This window comes from Hymenobacter daeguensis (assembly GCF_054780555.1).
In genome coordinates this window covers 1-17,592 of sequence record NZ_BAAGWC010000037.1, presented here as the reverse complement: position 1 = coordinate 17,592, position 17,592 = coordinate 1, and the positions used below count along the sequence as shown (strand labels likewise).

The following is a 17,592-nucleotide window of genomic DNA, read 5'->3' as shown; positions in this document are numbered from 1 at the left end:
CTTATGTCATCTCTCGCCGAAAAAGGCCTCAAGATATCCAAAAACGCGCTGTTCAATGTCTTCATTGGCCGCGCTACCAAGCTGCTGGGCAAGCCGTTCAAAGTTGTTGCCATCCTCAACGAGACGGCGGATAAGCTGGCCAGCAAGGAAAGCAAGGATAATAAGTTCAAGCAGCTTTTCGACGTGGCCCTGACGCTGGTACGCCTCATCCGCGCCTACGTCAGCGGCGAATACCGCAGCATCGAAACCGGCACCGTTATTTCGGGTCTGGCGGTGTTGCTCTACGTACTGTCGCCCATCGATTTGGTGCCTGATTTTATTCCGGTTATCGGCTTCCTGGACGACCTGAGCCTGATTGGTTGGTTTGTGGGCAAGTTCCAGGGCGAAATCAGCCGGTTTCGGGAATGGGAGCAGCGCAGCCGGGGCGCGGTGCAGACCGGAATCGACGCCGCTGCCGAGCCAGCCTACGGCGATAAAAACCAGCCCGCCGCCGCCGAGTTGGGCCATTCTTAACAGCCAACCAGCCAGTACCTTCCGCATTCGGCAAAAGCCCTGGCCTCCGCCGGGGCTTTTGCATTGGCCAGCACTTCACCCGGACGCCACTCAAAGTTGGCACGGATAAGGCTATATTTCTTCTGCTACGTTTACATTTGGCGGGGCACTTTCTTCGCTTGCCGTGCCGTTTTGCCAATATGCCAACTTTTGTGGTTTCCCTCCGCCTGCCCGATGCCTATGATGAGGAATTTATTGCCCTCATTCCGCGCCATCGTGACTTTATCAACCGCTTGCTCAACGAGAAGATTGTGGAGGTGTACGCCATCAGCAGTGACCGCAGCCGGGGCTGGGTCACCATCAACGGCGACGACGTGGCGGCCGTGCAGGCCGTGGTCGAACAATTCCCGCTGTACCGCTTTCTACACAGCGTGGAAATCGACGAGCTGTTTATTTTCGACAGCACGGCTTCCCGCTTCCCTCACATCAGCCTGAATTAGGTTTTACGGCTAAAACCCCTCTCCTACTGCTATTTTATGCGCGTGCCAACCGCTTTTCGCTCTACAGCTTTCCGACTCATTACCCCGCTGGCGGCCGGCGCGCTCCTGGTTGCCGCCGCTCCCGCCCCGCCCCCGGCCCTCACTACCGAGCAGCTCACCAGCCGCATGAGTGCGGCCATTGAAGGGCTGAAATTTCTGCGCTGCACCGTGAAAGCGCAGGAGCGCATCGAGGGCACCATCCATCAGGCACGCAGCATCATGAAGCTGACGTATAAGCCTTTGCGCATCTACATAAAAAATCAGAAAGGCGTGGAAGTGCTCTGGCTGGCGGGCCAGAACAGCGGCGATGCCTGGGTATATCCGGCTGCTTTTCCCTACGTTACCCTCAGCCTCGACCCCAACGGCAAGCTGATGCGCGCCAACCAGCACCACACGGCCTTGCAGGCCGGCTTCGGCACTATTTCGGACCTGCTGCGCACCACCGGCCTGCGGCAGGACAACGCCTACAGCCGCTCGTTCCGCTACGTGGGCGACACCACCGTGCAAGGCCGCACCAATTACGTGCTGCGCTCCGACTTCCCCCAATTTCACTATGTGAGCTACAAGGCCGGCAAAAACGAAACCATCGGCACCGTGGCCGAACGGTTTGGCTGCGGCGAATTCCGCATCATCGAACGCAACGACCTGGCCATCGGCGAGAAGATTCCGGAGGGAAAAGTGCTGCAGGTGCCCAATGCCTACGGCCGCAAAACCATCCTCTGCGTCGACCCCAAAACCTATCTGCCCACTCTGGTGCAGGTGAATGACGACAAGGGCATGTTCGAGAAGTTTGAGTTCACCGATGTCGTGCCCAACCAATCCATTCCGCTGGAGGAATTTACCAAGGATTACAAAGGCTACAAGCTGTAAAACGCCGACAGCGCCATAAAAAAAGCCGCTCAGATTGAGCGGCTTTTTTTATGGCGCTGTCGGCGGCTTAGCGGCGCATCGTTTTCTCGATGGTGTCCCACATTTCGGGGGTCAGCATTTCGAGCTTGTTGAATTCGCCGGCGCCGTTCAGCCATTCGCCGCCGTCGATGGTTACAACTTCACCGTTTACATACGCCGAGAAATCCGACACCAGATAAGCGGCCAGGTTGGCCAGCTCCTGGTACTGGCCCACGCGCTTGAGCGGCACACTGGCGGCCGGGTCGAGCTTGCTGGCCAGCGGCTCGGGAAAGAGGCGGCTCCAGGCGCCTTCCGTCGGGAACGGGCCGGGCGCAATGGCGTTGGAGCGGATGCCGTACTTGGCCCATTCCACTGCTAATGAGCGGGTCATGGCCAGCACGCCGGCTTTGGCCGTGGCCGAAGGCACCACAAAGGCCGAGCCCACGGAGGCGTACGTGGTGACGATGTTGAGGATGGTGCCGGGCTTTTTGTCGGCAATCCAGCGCTTGCCCACGGCCAGCGTGCAGTTGTAGGAGCCGCGCAGCACGATGTCCACAATCACATCAAACGCCTTGTGGCTCAGGCGCTCGGTCGGGCTGATAAAATTGCCGGCCGCGTTGTTCAGCAACACGTCCACGCCGCCAAACTCCTGAATGGTACGCTCCAGCATGGCCTCTACTTCGTCGTATTTGCGCACGTCGCAGGCAATGGCCAGGACTTTGCCGCCGGTTTGCTGGCGCAATTCCTCGGCCGTTTTTTCCAGCACATCGAGCTTGCGGCTGCTGATGGTGACATTGGCCCCGAGCTGAAGGAAATAGGTGGTCATGGCCCGGCCCAGGCCGGTGCCGCCGCCGGTTACAATAATGGTTTTGCCAGCCAGGGCGTTGTCGCGTAGCATGGGCTGGGTGTAGGGAGCATTCATTCGAACGAAATGATGAGGGTGGGATAAGCGGGTCAGTCCGCCGCCCGAAGGTACTAGGCTGCTGGCTCGGATGTTAGCTCACCGGGGTGCGGAAGCCGGATTATTTATTTTCCTTATTAAATATAGTGTTTCGCTATTTATTTGCACCTTCGTGCTATTAAGCAGCATTTAGCATTGATTTTAGCATGACCAGTTCCACTTCCGGGGGCTCCAAAGGCGCAGCTTCAGGAGCGGAATCCCCCACCGTTTTAGTGCTTGGCTGCGGCTGGCTGGGCATGGCCCTGGCCCGCTCATTGGCAGCGGGCAGCCACCGCGTGCTGGGCACCACCACTTCGCCCGAGAACATTGCGGCCATGGAAGCGGCCGGCATTGAGCCGCATCTGCTCCGCCTGGGCTCCGATTTTGGCGCTCCCGGCGAAGCCTTGCTGCTGCGCCTGCTCAAGGCGGCCGATGTGCTGGTGCTGAACGTGCCGCCCCGCGCCGCCGCCGCCGGGGCCTACCCCACGCTGCTGCGCCCCGTGCACCGGGCCGTGGCGGCAGCGGGCACCAAACACGTTTTGTTCGTGAGCTCGACCAGCGTGTACCCCAACGAGCCCCGCCTGATGCGCGAGTCCGATGCCATCAGCACCCGCGATGCGGCCTCCGACGTGCTCCGGGCCGAAGGCCACTTCGTGCCGCGCTACGGCCAATGGAAAAGCACCGTGGTGCGCCTGGGTGGCCTCATCGGCCCCGACCGCGCCCCCGGCCGCTTCCTGGCCGGCCGGCGCGACCTCGACCAGGGCAATGCTCCCGTCAACCTCGTGCACCTCACCGATGTGGTGGGCGTGCTGGGCTGCATCATCGAGCGCGGGGCCTGGGGCCACACCTTCAACGTGTGCGCCGCCCGGCATCCCCGGCGGCGCGATTTTTATCCTGCTGCCGCACAGCAGCTTAACCTCACTCCCCCAACCTTCAGGGACGAGCAGCAGGAAGTGAGCGGCAAAACCATCGACAGCAGCCTGGTGCGCAGCGTCCTGCCCTATCAGTTTAAGCACGATGATGTGCTGGAGGCCCTGGCCTACTGCTAGGCGGTAGCATGGGCTCTGGCTCGTGGCCGGGCTGCAGCACAAGCCTGTGCTGCAGCCCGGCAGTACCTTTGCCCTGTGAAGACAACTGCTGCCCAACCCCTCGTGGCCGTGCTCGGCGGCGGGGCGGCCGGCTTTTTCGGGGCCATTGCCTGCGCCGAAGCCAACCCCGCTATTCAGGTAGTCCTGCTGGAAAAAACGAGCAAGCTGCTGGCCAAAGTTCGTGTATCAGGCGGTGGCCGCTGCAACGTGACCCACGCCTGCGACACGCCGGCCCAGCTCGTGGCGCACTACCCGCGCGGCAGCAAGCAGCTGAAAGCAGCGTTTCAGCAATTTGGCGTGCCCGATACCATTGCCTGGTTTGCCAGGCGCGGCGTGCAGCTGAAGACGGAGGCCGACGGCCGCATGTTTCCCACCACCGATTCGAGCGAAACCATTGCCCGTGCCTTGGAGGAGGCCGCCCGGCAGGCCGGCGTACGCATCATTACCAACGCCAGCGCCGATGAAATTCACCCGCTGCCAGCGGGTGGGTTTCAGTTGAAATTGAGTGGCAGCGGAACCGCCCAGCCCGGCACCACGCTCCGCGTGGCGCGCCTGCTCATTGCCACCGGCGGCAACCCCAAAAGCGCCAACTACGACTGGCTGCGCGCCCTCGGCCACAGCATTGCCGAGCCGGTGCCGTCGCTCTTCACCTTCAACGTACCCAACTCGCCGCTCAATGAGCTGATGGGCGTGAGCGTGCCCCAGGCCCGCGTGGTGCTGGCCGGCGAAAAGCTGCAATACGAAGGGCCGCTGTTGATTACGCATTGGGGGGTGAGCGGCCCGGCCGTGCTCAAGCTCTCGGCCTGGGGAGCCCGTCGGCTCAGCGAGCTGGGCTACGTTGGCACCGCGCTTATCAGCTGGATACCAGGCCATACGGAGGAAACCCTGCGCCCCTGGCTGCAACAGTTCCGGCAGGAAAATGGCAAGAAAACAGTGGCCAGCAACCCGCAGTTTGGCCTGCCCCAACGCCTCTGGCGCAACCTCACCGAGCAGGCCGGCATCACCGTCGAAACCCGGTGGAGCGACTTGCCGGCCAAAGCCCAGAACCGCCTGCTGGAATTGCTGCTGCGAATGCCCCTGGCCGTGCGCGGCAAAACCACTTACAAGGAAGAGTTTGTGACCTGTGGCGGGGTTTCGCTGGCCGAAGTCGACCTCAAAACCATGCAAAGCCGCCGGGTGCCCGGGCTGTATTTCGCCGGCGAAGTGCTGGATATTGACGGCATCACGGGCGGCTTCAATTTCCAGGCGGCCTGGACCACCGGCTTTCTGGCCGGCCGCGCGATGGCAACGAGGAACGAGGACTGAGCGGTTGGAAGCAAAGCCAATGGGGCAGAACTTCTTCGGTCCTCATTAACCGAAGCGTCTGTAACCTTCCAAACCGACTGGGAGTAAAGAGAGACATAAACTTTCACCTTAAATTTCTCTTTCCTCATGGAAGCCAAAGCCACCCAAGCCCTGCTCAACGAACTGGTTGAAACCCTTAAAGACGGCCAGAAAGGCTACGCCGAAGCCATGGTTGACGTGCAAGACGCCGACCTGAAGGACACGTTCAAGCATTTCGCCGCTCAGCGCTCGAGCTACCTCACCGAGATTGAAGACCAGATGTTCAAGCTGGACCTCAAGCCCGACACCAACGAAGGCGCCCAGGGCTCCATCACCGGTGCCGTGCACCGCGCCTGGATTGACCTGAAATCGGCCGTAACCGGCAAAGACCGCCACAGCATCCTCGCCGAGTGCGAGCGCGGCGAAGACTACGCCAAAAAAGCCTACCAGACTGCGCTGAAAGCCGAAGGCCTCCCCGCTGCGCTGAAATCGGTTATCGAAAAGCAGTACCAGGGCGTAGTTGAAGGCCACGACAAAATCAAGGCCCTGCGCGATTCGTCCAAGTAATTGCCCTCGTCGCTACACAACAAAAAAGCCGCTCAATGAGCGGCTTTTTTGTTTATTCACCTTATTCATAACCTCACTTGAATAGTCGCGCCGGCCGGTTAATCCGGCCTGACGCGCATATCGCATTCACTATTCGTCGAAGCTCTCGTTGCGGGGAGCACGGGGCGCGCGGGTCGTGTCGTACTCGCGGGGCGTGCCGTAGCCCGGCTTGTTGCCATAGCTGGGCTTGTCGCCGTAGCTGGGGCGGTTGCCGTAGCCCGACTTGCCGGTGCCGCCTTCGCGGTTGCCGTAGCTGGGGCGGTTGCCGTAGCTGCTGCCCCCGTCGCGGTTGCCTTTGTAGCCTCCGCCGTAGCCGCCCTCGCGGCGCTCGCCGCCACCAAAACCGCCCCGGTTGCCTTTGTAGCCGCCACCGTAGCCGCCTTCGCGACGGTCACCGCCGAACGAGCGACGCTCGCCCCGGTCGCCGCCGAAGCCGCCCGGGCCACCGCCGCTGCGGCTGAAGCCCTCCTGCTTGGCCTCACCCTCCTGCACCGGAGTGGCAATGCTGAAGCTCACCGGCGAACCCTGAATGCTGGTGCGACCCAGCTTGCTCACAATCTCATCGGCAAATTCCGACGGCACTTCCACGAAGCTGAACTTGTCGTAGAGGGCGATGTCGCCCACTTTGGCACCGGTCAGGTTGGTCGATTCCGAAATCAGGTCCACGATGTCGCGGGGGTGAATCCGGTCTTTCTTGCCCATGGTAACGAAAAGACGCGTGTAGCCGGGGCGAGCCGTGCCGGCTGCCTTGCTGGCGTCGAGGCTCTGCTGCGCGCTCTTGTCCTCTTTCATCGTCATCTTCAGCAGGGCGGCGGCGATGTCGAGCGAGGTAATTTCGTTGCCTTGGTCGAGAAGGCGCTGCACGCGGCCCACGTATTTCTCCAGGTTGCCCTTCTCGATGATTTCCTTAATCTGGTTCAGGAACAGCGTGGTTTTCACCTCCGACACATCGGCAAACGACGGCACCTGCTCCAGCTTAATCTGGGCCTTGGTGAAGCGCATGATGTCGCGCAGCTTATAAATGTCGCGGCCGCTCACAAACGTGAAGGCTTTGCCGCTCTTGCCGGCGCGGCCAGTGCGGCCGATGCGGTGCACGTAGTATTCTTCGTCGGCGGGCAGGTCGTAGTTCACCACGGCCTCCACATTGTCCACGTCGATGCCGCGGGCGGCTACGTCGGTGGCCACCAGCACTTCCAGCGTCGATTTGCGGAATTTATCCAGCGTGTTCTGGCGCTGCTGCTGGCCCATGTCGCCGTGCAGGCCCTCGGCGAAATAGCCCTTGGCTTGCAGGTCGGCCACAATTTCGTCCACCATGCGCTTGGTGTTGGCGAAAACGATGGTCGACTTCAGGTTGTACATGTCGAGCAAACGGGTCAGCACGTCCTTTTTCTGGGGGCCGCGCACCTCGTAGTAGCTCTGCTCGATGTTGGTCACCGTCATGGTCTGGTGGTTCACCTTCACAATCTGCGGTTCGCGCTGATATTTCTTGGTGAGCTCCATGATGGGCTTGCTCATCGTGGCCGAGAAGAACACCGTCTGGCGCTGCTCGGGCATCTTGGTCAGGATGAACTCGATGTCGTCGCGGAAGCCCATGTCGAGCATTTCGTCGGCTTCATCCAGAATGATTTTCGTGGTTTTGTCGAGGCGCAGGGTGCCGCGCTCGATGTGGTCCATCACCCGGCCGGGTGTGCCGATAACAATCTGAACGCCACGCTCCAGGGCGCGGAGCTGACGGTCGTAGGGGCTGCCGCCGTAGATGGGCACCACCATCAGGCCGCGCTTGTACTTGCCCAGCTTCTGAATTTCGCCCGATACCTGCACCGCGAGCTCGCGGGTGGGGCAAAGCACCAATACCTGCACGTCTTTGCTGTCGGTATCGATGTTGTCGATGGCGGGAATGGAGAAGGCCGCCGTTTTGCCGGTACCCGTCTGGGCCTGGCCGATTACGTCTTTGCCGGCGAGCAGCACGGGAATAGCAGCGGCCTGAATGGCCGAAGCTTCCTCGTAGCCCATCTCGGTGATGGCGCGTTGTACTTCCTCGGAGAGGTTCAGTTCGTCAAAGCGAACCACAATTTTTTCAGCTTCCATGATTGGAGTTGATAAGGGGGAAAAGAGACTTAGCTCTGAAAACAGCCGTACTCAGCGACGTTTCCCCTCCTTCTACCTTTCACAATCAGGCGGGAAAAAACAACCAAAAAACTACGCGACCAATGCGTTAGCGCCACTCTCGGGCTTGCGCGGACTTAGGCCGTCCTCAAATGCGGGTGCAAAGGTAGGATTTTTATTTTGGAAAAGCTAATGCTTTCCTAAAGATGCGCACCGGAGGTGATGTGCAAGGAAGCAGCACCTCAAGTGCACCGCCTGTCATCCAGAGCGCAGCGAAGGACCTTCTCACGCTTGCGCCATGTGGTTACTGCAAACCGTTTTTTCGTGAGAAGGTCCTTCGCTGCGCTCAGGATGACAGGCGAATCCGAACCAAACGGCACAAAAAAAAGCCCGCCAGAGGCGGGCTTTCTTATTGCAAAGCTTAGGCTGAATTAAACCAGCGACACTTTCACAGCGTTCGGGCCTTTTTTGCCTTGAGCTACTTCGTATTGAACTTTGTCGTTTTCGCGAATCGAGCTAACCTGGAGGTCGCTGATGTGAACGAAGATATCTTCGCCAGTTTCGTCGTTTTTGATGAAACCAAAACCTTTGGTGTCATTAAAGAATTTTACCGTTCCGGTGGGCATGGTGGTTGGTTGTGGAGTTTCCCTAAGCGTTTGGGCCACCGTGGCTTGATGTCTTAGGTTGCGTCAAAGATAGGCAGAAATTCCAAATGACCAAGTCAATAGGTATTTTTTCGATGAGTGCCGACCTTTGCCCGCTCTCCTCCTCTCTATACGGTATGCCCGACGCGCCCGCTCACACTTTCTCTTACGAATTTGAGGTGCCGGCCAGCGCCATTGATGCGCTGGGCCACGCCAACAACGTGGAATACGTGCGCTGGGTGCAGGACGTGGCCGGCGCGCATTGGCTGAGCATCTGCCCGGCCGAGCTGCGCGACCAGATAATCTGGGTGGTGCGCGAGCACCGGATTCGCTACCTGCAATCGGCCTTCGCGGGTGAGACGCTGCAGGCCAGCACCTGGGTAGGCGAAACCAGCGGGGCCACCTCGCTGCGCTACACCCGCCTCACCCGCGCCACCGATGGCGTGCTGCTGTGCGAGGCGGAAACGACCTGGGTGCTGCTCGACCCCAAAAGCGGCCGGCCGCTGCGCGTGACGGCGGAAATGGTGGGTTGGCTATTGCCAAAGTGAATTATCCTTACGCATATGCTTGGTCAATTTGGCTGCTTGTCGTACCACAATTTAAGCACACGAAAACATTGATTACGCAGCAGTCTGCTAAATCATAATCATCCCCAATTGAATCGATAGTTGCGTAACAAGTCATAGGTTGTTTGCACATTGCGCAGGACGGAATTTCTACATTTTCGCCTGTTGGTTCTCCACCTAATTTGTGTCTTGTTCCGGCGACATCGTTCCATTTATATCCGACAGCAGCTTTCGCTTCTTCAGTTGTTGGTGAAGGAATCAATTTAATTTCTGGAATCAGCATTTTAGTTTTCTCCATTTCGTTTATGCCTCCCTCCTTCCGCATCTACTCCTCTTCGGCCGGCTCGGGGAAGACGTACCAATTAACGAAAGAATACCTGCTGCTGGCGCTGGGGGCCGATGACCCGGCGTATTTTAAGCGGGTGCTGGCCATTACGTTTACCAACGACGCGGCGGGGGAAATGAAGCACCGCATTGTGGATGCGCTGCGGAATTTTGCCTACCCGGCGGCGGGCAAGCCGGACGCACTGCTGGCCGACATTGCGGCCGAGCTGAAACTGCCGGAATCGGAAGTAAAGCGGCGGGCGGCAGAGACGTTTCGGCTGGTGCTGTACCACTACGCCGATTTTGGGGTGAGCACGATTGACTCGTTTGTGCAGCGGATTGTGACAGCGTTTACCCGGGAATTGGGCTTGCCAGCTACGTTTGAGGTGGAATTGGATACCGATGCGGTGCTGCAAAGCGCGGTGGCGGCGCTGCTCGATAAGGTGAACCGCGACCCGAACAGCGTGCTGCTGTCGCAGACGCTGGCGGAATATGCGCTGGGGCAGGCCGACGAGGGCAAAAGCTGGAGCCGGCTGCCGGAGGAGTTGGCGGGCTTCGGGCGGGTGCTGTTTAATGAGACGGTGCAGGAGGCGGTGGCGCAGCTGGACCGGCTGAGCCTGGCCGATTTCCGGCGGCTCGACCAGGAAATCCGGGCGCGGCGGGCCGAGATTGAGGGCGAGGCGCTGGCGCTGGGCCGGCAGGCTACCGCGGCTATTGAAGCCGCCGGGCTGACGGCGGCGCACATCAGCGGCGGTGAGAAGGGCGTTATCACGCATTTCACCAACGCCATGCGCTGGCTGGAGGCCGGTGATACGCCAACGGCCACGGCGCGCAAGGTATTCGAATCGGGCAAGTGGAGCAGCGGCGCGGCGCAGAAGGAGAAGCGCCTGGACGATGTGGAGGCGGTACGTCCGGTGCTGGAAGACTCGTTTCTGGCGCTGGCCCAGCTGCGCCTGGCACACCTGGGCAATTACGTGTTGCTGGCGGCCATGCAGCCGTATTTATTTCACGCCTCGCTATTGAGTGAATTAAATAAAATAGTGGAGCAAATCAGCCGCGAGCGCAACGTGGTGTTGATTTCGGAATTTAACCGCCGCATTGCCAGCATTGTGCTCACCGAGCCGGTGCCGTTTCTGTATGAGCGGCTGGGCGAGAAATACGAGCATATTCTGATTGACGAGTTTCAGGACACGTCCGTGTTGCAGTGGAATAACCTGCTGCCGCTGGTGGAAAATACGCTGGCCAACGGGCACAGCAGCCTGGCGGTGGGCGATGCCAAGCAGGCCATCTACCGCTGGCGCGGGGGCGAGATGGAGCAGATTCTGCGCCTGCACCAAGGCAACACCGAGGCCCTGGCGGCGCGGGCCCGCGAGCCGGAGATGCGCGCGCTGCTGCGGGGCCGCTACGAGGCGTTTCGGGGGAAGCTGGAGCCCAAGGCCCTGCAGGTCAACTACCGCTCGGCGGCGGAAATCATCGCCTTTAACAACACCTTTTTTGAGGCGGTGAGCAAGCGGCACGAGGCGCTGGGGCTGGTGACGGGGATTTATGACGCGCACTTTGGGCAGCAGGTGCCCGAACGGGTTGCCTCACCCCCCGGCCCCCTCTCCGGTGGAGAGGGGGTGCCAGACGACTCCCCAACGAAATCGTCAGGCTCCCCCCTCTCCGCAGGAGAGGGGGGCCGGGGGGGTGAGGTGCCGCAAGGCCACGTCGAGCTGCTCTTTACGCAGAAGGATGCCCCGGCCCTGCGCTACGACCCGGCCGCCGGGGCCTACACCGCCGAGCCCCTGCCCGGCCACGCGCCCGAGGCGCTGCTGGGCTACGACGAGAGCACCTGCTACCTCGTGCTGCAGCTGGTGGAGCAGGCCCTGCGCGACGGCTACGAATTGGCCGACATCTCGGTGCTATGCCGCACGCGCAAAGCCAGCAAGGTCATTGCCAAGTTCCTGAAAGAGCGGGGCTACGCCATTATTTCGGCCGATTCGCTGGCCCTGGAGTTTGCCGAGGTGGTGAACCTGCTGGTGAGCATCCTGCGGGTGCTGCACCAGCCGGCCGATACGCTGGCGCGGGCCGAGGCGCTCCTGCTCGTGGACAAGGTGGTGCGCGGGCTGGCCCCCACGCCGGCGCGGGCGCGGCACATTGCGGCGGTGGCGAATGCGGCGGGCGGCACGTCGTTTTTCGATGAGCTGCGCGCCCTGGGCTACGACGTGCACGAGGAAGAAACCGGCAACCTGGGCCTCTACGAGCTGGCCGAGCGGCTGCTGAGCCTGTTCGGGCTGCTGGGGCGCAACGGCGAGAGCGAGTACCTGTTCCGCTTCCTGGATTTGACGCTGGAGTACAGCCTGAAGTTTGGCAACAACCTGGGCAACTTCCTCACGCACTGGGAGGAGCGCAAGGGGAGCATCAGCATCAACGCGCCGGGCGGGCGGGCGGCCATCACCATCACCACGGTGCACAAGGCCAAGGGCCTGGCCTACGGCGTGGTGATTGTGCCCTTCGCCGACTGGAGCCTGGAGCCGCACCGGGGCACCCTGCTCTGGGGCTACCTGGCGGCCGAGCAGAAGCCCATCGAGCTGATGCCCGACGTGGCCGTGGTGCGCCTGAGCCAGACCATGCAGCAGACCGCGCTGGGCCCGCAATACGACGAGGAGCGCGAAAAAACCTTCCTCGAAGGGCTGAACACGCTGTACGTGGCCTTCACCCGGCCACGCCACCGCCTCTACGTCATCAGCAAGCGGCCGGAGGAGAAGAAAACCACCAAAACCGATGAAATAGGGATTTCTGCCCCCACGGCCGCCGCCCGCACCGTGGCCGATTTGCTCCACGGCTATCTGTTGGGCCGGGGCGAGTGGCAGGAAGAACAGGTGTCTTTTGTGGTATCAAAAGGCACTCCTGCCGCCAAGGCCAGAACTCAGAACGTAGCGCTTGGCGCTCAGAATTATGAGCTGACAAATTTGGCCGCCGCGCCCTGGGAAGACCGGCTGAAGCTGCGCCGCCACGCCACCACGCTCTTCGATTTTGACGAGCAAAAGGCGCTGAACGAGTGGAACCGCAAGCTGCACTTTGCCCTGCGCCGCCTGCTCACGGCCGCCGATGTGGGCCGCGTGGCCGGCCAGCTCGTGGCCGAGGGCATCCTGAGCGCCAAAGAGCGGCCCGCGCTGGTGGAGAGCCTGGAGCAACTGGTGCGCGACCCGCGCCTGGCCCCCTACTTCGCCCCGCACCTGAGCGTGGAAACGGAGCGCGAAATCCTGGTGGGCGGCGTGAAGCTGCGCGACTACAAGCCCGACCGCGTGGTGCTCGAACCCTCCCTCGAAGCCCACCACCGCCTCGGCGGCCGCGTTACGCTGCTGGATTTCCGCCTGCCCCCGCCGCAGGAGAAACACAAGCAGCTGCTGCGGAATTACGCCACGCTATTCGAGCAGTTGGGGTACGCGGAGGTGCGCGGGGTTATTTATTATTTCGGGACGGGGGACGTGGTGGAGGTATGAGCGGATTTTATTTAATGCACTCATGAAAAAAATTCTCACGCTGGCATTAATCGTAATTATCGCCGCAATAACCGGCGGCATTTACGGAGCAATTCACGACCAATTGACCTATACAATTTCGCCGGAATACTACACCAAGTTCAAATTTATTCAATTTGAATTAGCAGATGCAGGGCCGGAAGCGAATCTTTCAAATCCACGGCTTTGGGTAGCCGTAGTAGGAGTTCTGGCAACGTGGTGGATGGGCGTACTAATTGGCTTCGTTCTGGGATTGGTCGGGTTAGCCCATTCCAATTGGAAAGTAATGTTCCGCGTGACACTACGGGCTTTTGTGATTACAATGGGCGTAGCATTTGTCATTGGTATCTTCGGCCTTATTTATGGCCGCTTATTCTTGGCAAATAACCCCATTGAATCCTTTAGCAATTGGTTTATTCCTGATAATATAATTGACTTCAAAAATTTTGTAACGGTGGGTTCAATGCATAATTTTAGTTATGCTGGTGGAATTATCGGGCTAGTTGCGGGAATTGTTTATAGCTTGGGCCAAAGGAATAAGCCGGTTGAAACAACTGCTTATTAGCTATTCCAGCATCTTCAGCTTCCCCAGCACTTGCAGCATCTTCTTCGCGTGTTTCCTGTTTGTTGGATATGAATTAAGGGTCGCACTAAAACCCCGCTTCCTAAACCCTCGGCTACGCCAATAGCCGGGGGTTCGCCTTTTTAGGGGCAAACGCTGGCCGGGGACTACCCCGCGCGGGGCGAAGATAGGCGGACGGGCCACCCGGCCCACTGGCAGATAAGCCCCAGCGGGGCGACATATCGGTAGTAAACAACGGAGTAATCGCGTTAGAGCCCCAGCGGGGCGGCACTTGTTGCACGAGTGTCGCCCCGCTGGGGCTTTGGTTTTCGATGGGGGCGCTTGCTACCGACATGTCGCCCCGCTGGGGCTCATTTGCCAGCGCACACACCCGGCCCGAAAAAATGCGCGGGAGCCCTTGTCGCCTCGTGCCGGGTGCTCCCGCGCAGCGCGACAGCTGCCAACGCGCGGTACCAAGGGCTCCCGCGCAGCGCGGTGGGTACTGGCGGCACCCGCCGAAGGCGCCCGCGCGGCGCGGCGGCCCCTGGCTCCTTGCGCCAAGGCCGGCCGCGCCGCGCGGCGGCAGTGGCGGCCAGCCGCAACCCATGGCGGGGCGTTTTGCTGGTTCAGATTTTCTGCGCACCTTAGCCCGGCCGTCGTGCGGCGGCATTCTTATTTCCTCATGCTTATTTGTTTACCCCAATGGCAGACCAGTCTACCACGCCCGCCGCGGCCGGCGCTCCTACCCCCACCCCTACCACCGATGCGGCGGTGAACCCCAAGCTTCTCATCCCCAAAAAAGACGGCCCGCTGGCCGAAGTGGCCCGGCTCGTGGCCGAGGCCTGGGGCAAGGAAACCTGGTTTGCGCTGCGCTGGAAAACGCAGGCCGATTTTGCCCAGCTGGCCACCGACTTCGGCGCGGCCATCACCGACAAACGCAGCGCCGCCGCGGCCCGCACTCCGCAAAGCCAGCGCCTGCAGGAGCTCGACGACCAGTTCGACGAGGGCCTGCGCATTCTGAAGAAATACATCAACGAAGACAGCGGCTACGACAAGGCCCGCACCGATGCCCGCCTGCCCGGCTTCGGGCTGGTGCCGCAAAAGAAACGCGGCTTCGGCCTAAGCACCGACCGCGACGCACGCCTCAAGGCCCTGCGCGAGATGCTGATTCCCAGCGTGGCCGCCGCGCCCTTTGCGGCGCGCGACTACGGCACCAAGTTCTGGCAGTCGCGCTTCACCGAATACGAAACCCTGCTGGGCCAGGCCAGTGGCCTGGCCGGCCAGGTGAGCAAGTCGGTGAGCCAGAAAGACACCGCGAAGCTGGAGCTGCGCAAGGTGCTGCAAGCCGTGGTGTACGCGCTGAAGGCCAATTTCCCGGATACGTTCGAGGCCGAGCTGCGCAGCTGGGGCTTCCGGAAGGAGAGCTATTAGGCTGTAGCGCGGACTTTGTAGTCCGCGTCCCCGCGCCGCGGCGACGATTATCGTTCGGGGACGCGGACTACAAAGTCCGCGCTACTGCGACCTTTGCGCCCATGCACACCCTTGCCCAACTGCGCGCCGGCCAGCTCCACGGCCTCAAGCGCCTCGACCTGAGCGCCGGCCTCACCGAGTTTCCCCGCGAAATTTTCGCCCTCGCCGATTCGCTGGAAGTCCTCAACCTCTCCGGCAACGCCCTCTCGGCCCTGCCCCACGACCTGCCCCGCCTGCACCGGCTGCGCGTCCTGTTCTGCTCCGACAACCAGTTCACCGAAGTGCCCGCCGTGCTGGGCCAGTGCCCTGGTTTGAGCATGGTGGGCTTCAAAGCCAACCAGATACGCACGCTGCCGGCGGCGGCCCTCCCCCCCGCCCTGCGCTGGCTCATCCTCACCGATAACCAGCTCGAAGCCCTGCCGCCGGAAATCGGCCAGTGCCGGGAGCTGCAAAAGCTGATGCTGGCCGGCAACCGGCTCCGCGAATTGCCCGCAACGCTGGCGAATTGCACCAAACTGGAGCTGCTGCGCATCGCCGCCAACCAGCTCCCCGAGTTACCCGCGTGGCTGCTGACGCTGCCGCGCCTCGCGTGGCTGGCCTACGCGGGCAACCCCTTCTCGGCCCCCGCCGAGGCCGCAGCGGAGCAGCTGCACACCATCGGCGACGTTGCCTGGGACAGGCTCAGCATTGAAAAGCAGCTGGGCGAAGGCGCATCCGGCGTCATTTCCCGCGCCCGCTGGCAGCACCCCAACGTAGCCGATGAGGACGTGGCCGTGAAGCTCTTCAAAGGCGCCGTCACCAGCGACGGCCTGCCCCACTGCGAGATGCTGGCCACCATCAAGGCCGGCGCGCACCCCAACCTGATTGCCGTGCTGGGCCGCGTGGCCGGCCACCCCACCGGGGCCGAAGGCCTGGTATTGGAGCTGATTGACGAAGCCTTCGGCAACCTGGCCGGCCCGCCCAGCCTCGCCACCTGCACCCGCGACGTGTACAAGCCCGGCACCGCATTCAGCCTGGAAACGGCCCTGAATATTGCCCAGGGCATTGCCGCCGCCGCCGGCCACCTGCACGCCCAGGGCATCATGCACGGCGATTTATACGCCCACAACATCCTCTACACCCGCGAAGGCAACGCCCTGCTGGGCGATTTCGGGGCCGCCTGCTTCTTCGATGCCGATGATGCGGCGCGGGCCCCCGCCCTGCAGCGGCTGGAAGTGCGCGCCTTCGGCTGCCTGCTCGAAGAATTATTAGCGCACTGCGACGAGGCCGACAAAGCCCCGGAAGCGGTGGCAGCGCTCTGGGACCTGCAGCGGCGTTGCGGGCAGGAAGAGGCATCGGCCCGGCCGCTGTTTGCAGAAGTGAGCGAGGTGCTGGCCGGACTGTAGGGGCGGGGCCCGCCCCCGCCCGTTGTTGAACGGAATCGTTGCGCTGACGCGAACGACGGGCGGGGACAAGCCCCGCCCCTACTCCACCAGCCGCTGGTAGCGGATGCGGGGCTGCACGCTGCTGGTGTCCACGTAAAAGGCGAAGCTGGTTTCGGCGCTGTGCACCTCTACCCGCACCTCGGCCAGCCGCTTGGGCGGCGTGAAGCGCGGCATGGCCGCGAAGCGCATTTCGGCCGGCACGCCCGCCCCGGCCAGCGGCAGCAGGTAGAGGCCGCGCTTCTCATCGAGCAGGTAGCGCGTGGCCGTGGCCCGCAGCTGAAAGCCCGGAATGGTGTAGCCCATCTCCTCATAAAAGCCGTGGTAGCGGAAGCGCCGCAGCACTTTGCCGTTCCGGATGTGCCGCACAAAGGCATTGGGGGCCTGCAGCTGCTGCGCGGTGGGCGTGCGGGCGTAGCCCTCCATGCCATCGGCAAAGCGCACGAGGTGGGCTTTGCCGGGCGCATACACCACCAGCACGGTGCTGTCGGTGAGGAAGGAAGCGCCCACCAGCTCGGCATCGAGGCGCTCGAAGCGCATGGGCGGCCGGCCGGGCCGCAGCAGCTCCGACGCCGTGAGCAGGGCCGAGCCGTCGGGCGAGAGCGCGGGCTCGCACTCGGGGCCGCCGCCGGGGCCGCGGCCCTCGCTCAGGCGCAGCACGTTGCCGGCCAGGTCGAGCAGCAGCACCACCTGGGCGCCCACGTCGCTGTCGGGCACCATAAAGTCGAGGGTAAACACCAGCGCGCCCAGCGCCCGGCTGTAGCCCAGGTACTGGGGCTGGTAGGCCTCGCTCTCCGTCACAATATCAGGCCCGGCCTTCTTAAAAAAAGCGGCCTTGCGCAGCTGCCGCCGGAACAGCTGCTGGCCGCTCTGGTCGCGCAGCGTCAGGGTATAATGGCCTTCGAAGCCGCGCACCTTCTCCAGGTGGCCGGGCGTTTCCTCGTAGGTGGCCGTGAGGCGGTGGGTCGAGTCGGTTTCGGCCTCCAGCAGCAGGTGGTGGGGCTGGCCGTTGAGCAGCACCAGCGTGTCGGTGGCCACGGGCGGGGCCCAGCCGGGAATCTCGGGCGGCGGCTTGGGCCGGGCCACGGGCACCGGCGCGGCCGGCGGCACGGCGGGCACG

16 protein-coding genes are annotated in these 17,592 nt (G+C 62.0%); 11 read left to right on the top strand and 5 right to left on the bottom strand.

Annotation, left to right across the window (positions count from 1 at the left end; genetic code table 11):
• Nucleotides 1-3: 3 nt before the first annotated feature.
• From ACYVHT_RS21750 to ACYVHT_RS21740, 3 genes are all read left to right on the top strand, one after another.
• On the top strand, nt 4-513 hold the full coding sequence (locus ACYVHT_RS21750; protein WP_460557217.1) for a YkvA family protein: 510 nt from the start codon (nt 4-6) through the stop codon (nt 511-513).
• Between the two features lie 191 nt (nt 514-704).
• Nucleotides 705-992, top strand: coding sequence for a hypothetical protein (locus ACYVHT_RS21745; RefSeq protein WP_460557215.1), 288 nt, complete (start codon nt 705-707; stop codon nt 990-992).
• Between the two features lie 36 nt (nt 993-1,028).
• A complete protein-coding gene (locus ACYVHT_RS21740) occupies nt 1,029-1,901 on the top strand; it encodes a DUF1571 domain-containing protein (protein WP_460557213.1) in 873 nt (290 codons plus the stop codon).
• 67 nt (nt 1,902-1,968) lie between these two features.
• Here ACYVHT_RS21740 and ACYVHT_RS21735 read toward each other — a convergent pair whose 3' ends face one another.
• On the bottom strand, nt 1,969-2,841 hold the full coding sequence (locus ACYVHT_RS21735) for an SDR family oxidoreductase (RefSeq protein ID WP_460557211.1): 873 nt from the start codon (nt 2,839-2,841) through the stop codon (nt 1,969-1,971).
• A 185-nt stretch (nt 2,842-3,026) separates the two neighbouring features.
• Between ACYVHT_RS21735 and ACYVHT_RS21730 the strand changes: the two genes are divergently transcribed.
• The 3 genes from ACYVHT_RS21730 (at nt 3,027) to ACYVHT_RS21720 (ending at nt 5,837) form a co-directional block, all read left to right on the top strand.
• On the top strand, nt 3,027-3,908 hold the full coding sequence (locus ACYVHT_RS21730; protein WP_460557209.1) for a Rossmann-fold NAD(P)-binding domain-containing protein: 882 nt from the start codon (nt 3,027-3,029) through the stop codon (nt 3,906-3,908).
• Between the two features lie 75 nt (nt 3,909-3,983).
• Nucleotides 3,984-5,252: a BaiN/RdsA family NAD(P)/FAD-dependent oxidoreductase gene (locus ACYVHT_RS21725; RefSeq protein WP_460557207.1), complete on the top strand. Its 1,269-nt coding sequence runs from the start codon at nt 3,984-3,986 to the stop codon at nt 5,250-5,252.
• Between the two features lie 126 nt (nt 5,253-5,378).
• The gene (locus tag ACYVHT_RS21720) at nt 5,379-5,837 is read left to right on the top strand and encodes a ferritin family protein (RefSeq protein ID WP_460557205.1); all 459 of its coding nucleotides are present in this window, start codon (nt 5,379-5,381) and stop codon (nt 5,835-5,837) included.
• 129 nt (nt 5,838-5,966) lie between these two features.
• Here the strand turns inward: ACYVHT_RS21720 and ACYVHT_RS21715 are convergent, their stop codons facing one another.
• Together ACYVHT_RS21715 and ACYVHT_RS21710 are read right to left on the bottom strand one after the other, a co-directional pair.
• Nucleotides 5,967-7,964, bottom strand: coding sequence for a DEAD/DEAH box helicase (locus ACYVHT_RS21715; protein WP_460557203.1), 1,998 nt, complete (start codon nt 7,962-7,964; stop codon nt 5,967-5,969).
• 449 nt (nt 7,965-8,413) lie between these two features.
• A complete protein-coding gene (locus ACYVHT_RS21710; protein WP_068239330.1) occupies nt 8,414-8,608 on the bottom strand; it encodes a cold-shock protein in 195 nt (64 codons plus the stop codon).
• A gap of 155 nt (nt 8,609-8,763) precedes the next feature.
• On the opposite strand from ACYVHT_RS21710, the gene ACYVHT_RS21705 reads away from it, so the two are divergent.
• Entirely contained in the window at nt 8,764-9,174 is a 411-nt protein-coding gene (locus ACYVHT_RS21705) for an acyl-CoA thioesterase (protein ID WP_460557200.1), read from the top strand.
• A 7-nt stretch (nt 9,175-9,181) separates the two neighbouring features.
• Here the strand turns inward: ACYVHT_RS21705 and ACYVHT_RS21700 are convergent, their stop codons facing one another.
• Nucleotides 9,182-9,490, bottom strand: coding sequence for a hypothetical protein (locus ACYVHT_RS21700; RefSeq protein ID WP_460557198.1), 309 nt, complete (start codon nt 9,488-9,490; stop codon nt 9,182-9,184).
• 7 nt (nt 9,491-9,497) lie between these two features.
• Between ACYVHT_RS21700 and ACYVHT_RS21695 the strand changes: the two genes are divergently transcribed.
• From ACYVHT_RS21695 to ACYVHT_RS21680, 4 genes are all read left to right on the top strand, one after another.
• On the top strand, nt 9,498-13,001 hold the full coding sequence (locus tag ACYVHT_RS21695) for a UvrD-helicase domain-containing protein (RefSeq protein WP_460557196.1): 3,504 nt from the start codon (nt 9,498-9,500) through the stop codon (nt 12,999-13,001).
• 22 nt (nt 13,002-13,023) lie between these two features.
• Nucleotides 13,024-13,584, top strand: a complete 561-nt coding sequence (locus tag ACYVHT_RS21690) for a hypothetical protein (protein WP_460557194.1) — start codon at nt 13,024-13,026, stop codon at nt 13,582-13,584.
• Between the two features lie 699 nt (nt 13,585-14,283).
• Nucleotides 14,284-15,012, top strand: coding sequence for a hypothetical protein (locus tag ACYVHT_RS21685; RefSeq protein WP_460557192.1), 729 nt, complete (start codon nt 14,284-14,286; stop codon nt 15,010-15,012).
• Nucleotides 15,013-15,113: 101 nt separating this feature from the next.
• Nucleotides 15,114-16,436: a leucine-rich repeat-containing protein kinase family protein gene (locus ACYVHT_RS21680; protein ID WP_460557190.1), complete on the top strand. Its 1,323-nt coding sequence runs from the start codon at nt 15,114-15,116 to the stop codon at nt 16,434-16,436.
• Nucleotides 16,437-16,514: 78 nt separating this feature from the next.
• Here ACYVHT_RS21680 and ACYVHT_RS21675 read toward each other — a convergent pair.
• The coding region (locus tag ACYVHT_RS21675) for a hypothetical protein (RefSeq protein WP_460557188.1) at nt 16,515-17,592 on the bottom strand (1,078 nt) is incomplete at its 5' end.

What these genes read in the sequence shown, in the direction of transcription:
- ACYVHT_RS21700 (WP_460557198.1), bottom strand. Translation starts at nt 9,490, where the DNA reads ATGGAGAAAACTAAAATGCTGATTCCAGAAATTAAATTGATTCCTTCA.
- ACYVHT_RS21730 (WP_460557209.1), top strand. Translation starts at nt 3,027, where the DNA reads ATGACCAGTTCCACTTCCGGGGGCTCCAAAGGCGCAGCTTCAGGAGCG.
- ACYVHT_RS21695 (WP_460557196.1), top strand. Translation starts at nt 9,498, where the DNA reads ATGCCTCCCTCCTTCCGCATCTACTCCTCTTCGGCCGGCTCGGGGAAG.
- ACYVHT_RS21685 (WP_460557192.1), top strand. Translation starts at nt 14,284, where the DNA reads ATGGCAGACCAGTCTACCACGCCCGCCGCGGCCGGCGCTCCTACCCCC.
- ACYVHT_RS21740 (WP_460557213.1), top strand. Translation starts at nt 1,029, where the DNA reads ATGCGCGTGCCAACCGCTTTTCGCTCTACAGCTTTCCGACTCATTACC.
- ACYVHT_RS21720 (WP_460557205.1), top strand. Translation starts at nt 5,379, where the DNA reads ATGGAAGCCAAAGCCACCCAAGCCCTGCTCAACGAACTGGTTGAAACC.
- ACYVHT_RS21735 (WP_460557211.1), bottom strand. Translation starts at nt 2,841, where the DNA reads ATGAATGCTCCCTACACCCAGCCCATGCTACGCGACAACGCCCTGGCT.
- ACYVHT_RS21750 (WP_460557217.1), top strand. Translation starts at nt 4, where the DNA reads ATGTCATCTCTCGCCGAAAAAGGCCTCAAGATATCCAAAAACGCGCTG.
- ACYVHT_RS21705 (WP_460557200.1), top strand. Translation starts at nt 8,764, where the DNA reads ATGCCCGACGCGCCCGCTCACACTTTCTCTTACGAATTTGAGGTGCCG.
- ACYVHT_RS21690 (WP_460557194.1), top strand. Translation starts at nt 13,024, where the DNA reads ATGAAAAAAATTCTCACGCTGGCATTAATCGTAATTATCGCCGCAATA.
- ACYVHT_RS21710 (WP_068239330.1), bottom strand. Translation starts at nt 8,608, where the DNA reads ATGCCCACCGGAACGGTAAAATTCTTTAATGACACCAAAGGTTTTGGT.
- ACYVHT_RS21680 (WP_460557190.1), top strand. Translation starts at nt 15,114, where the DNA reads ATGCACACCCTTGCCCAACTGCGCGCCGGCCAGCTCCACGGCCTCAAG.
- ACYVHT_RS21715 (WP_460557203.1), bottom strand. Translation starts at nt 7,964, where the DNA reads ATGGAAGCTGAAAAAATTGTGGTTCGCTTTGACGAACTGAACCTCTCC.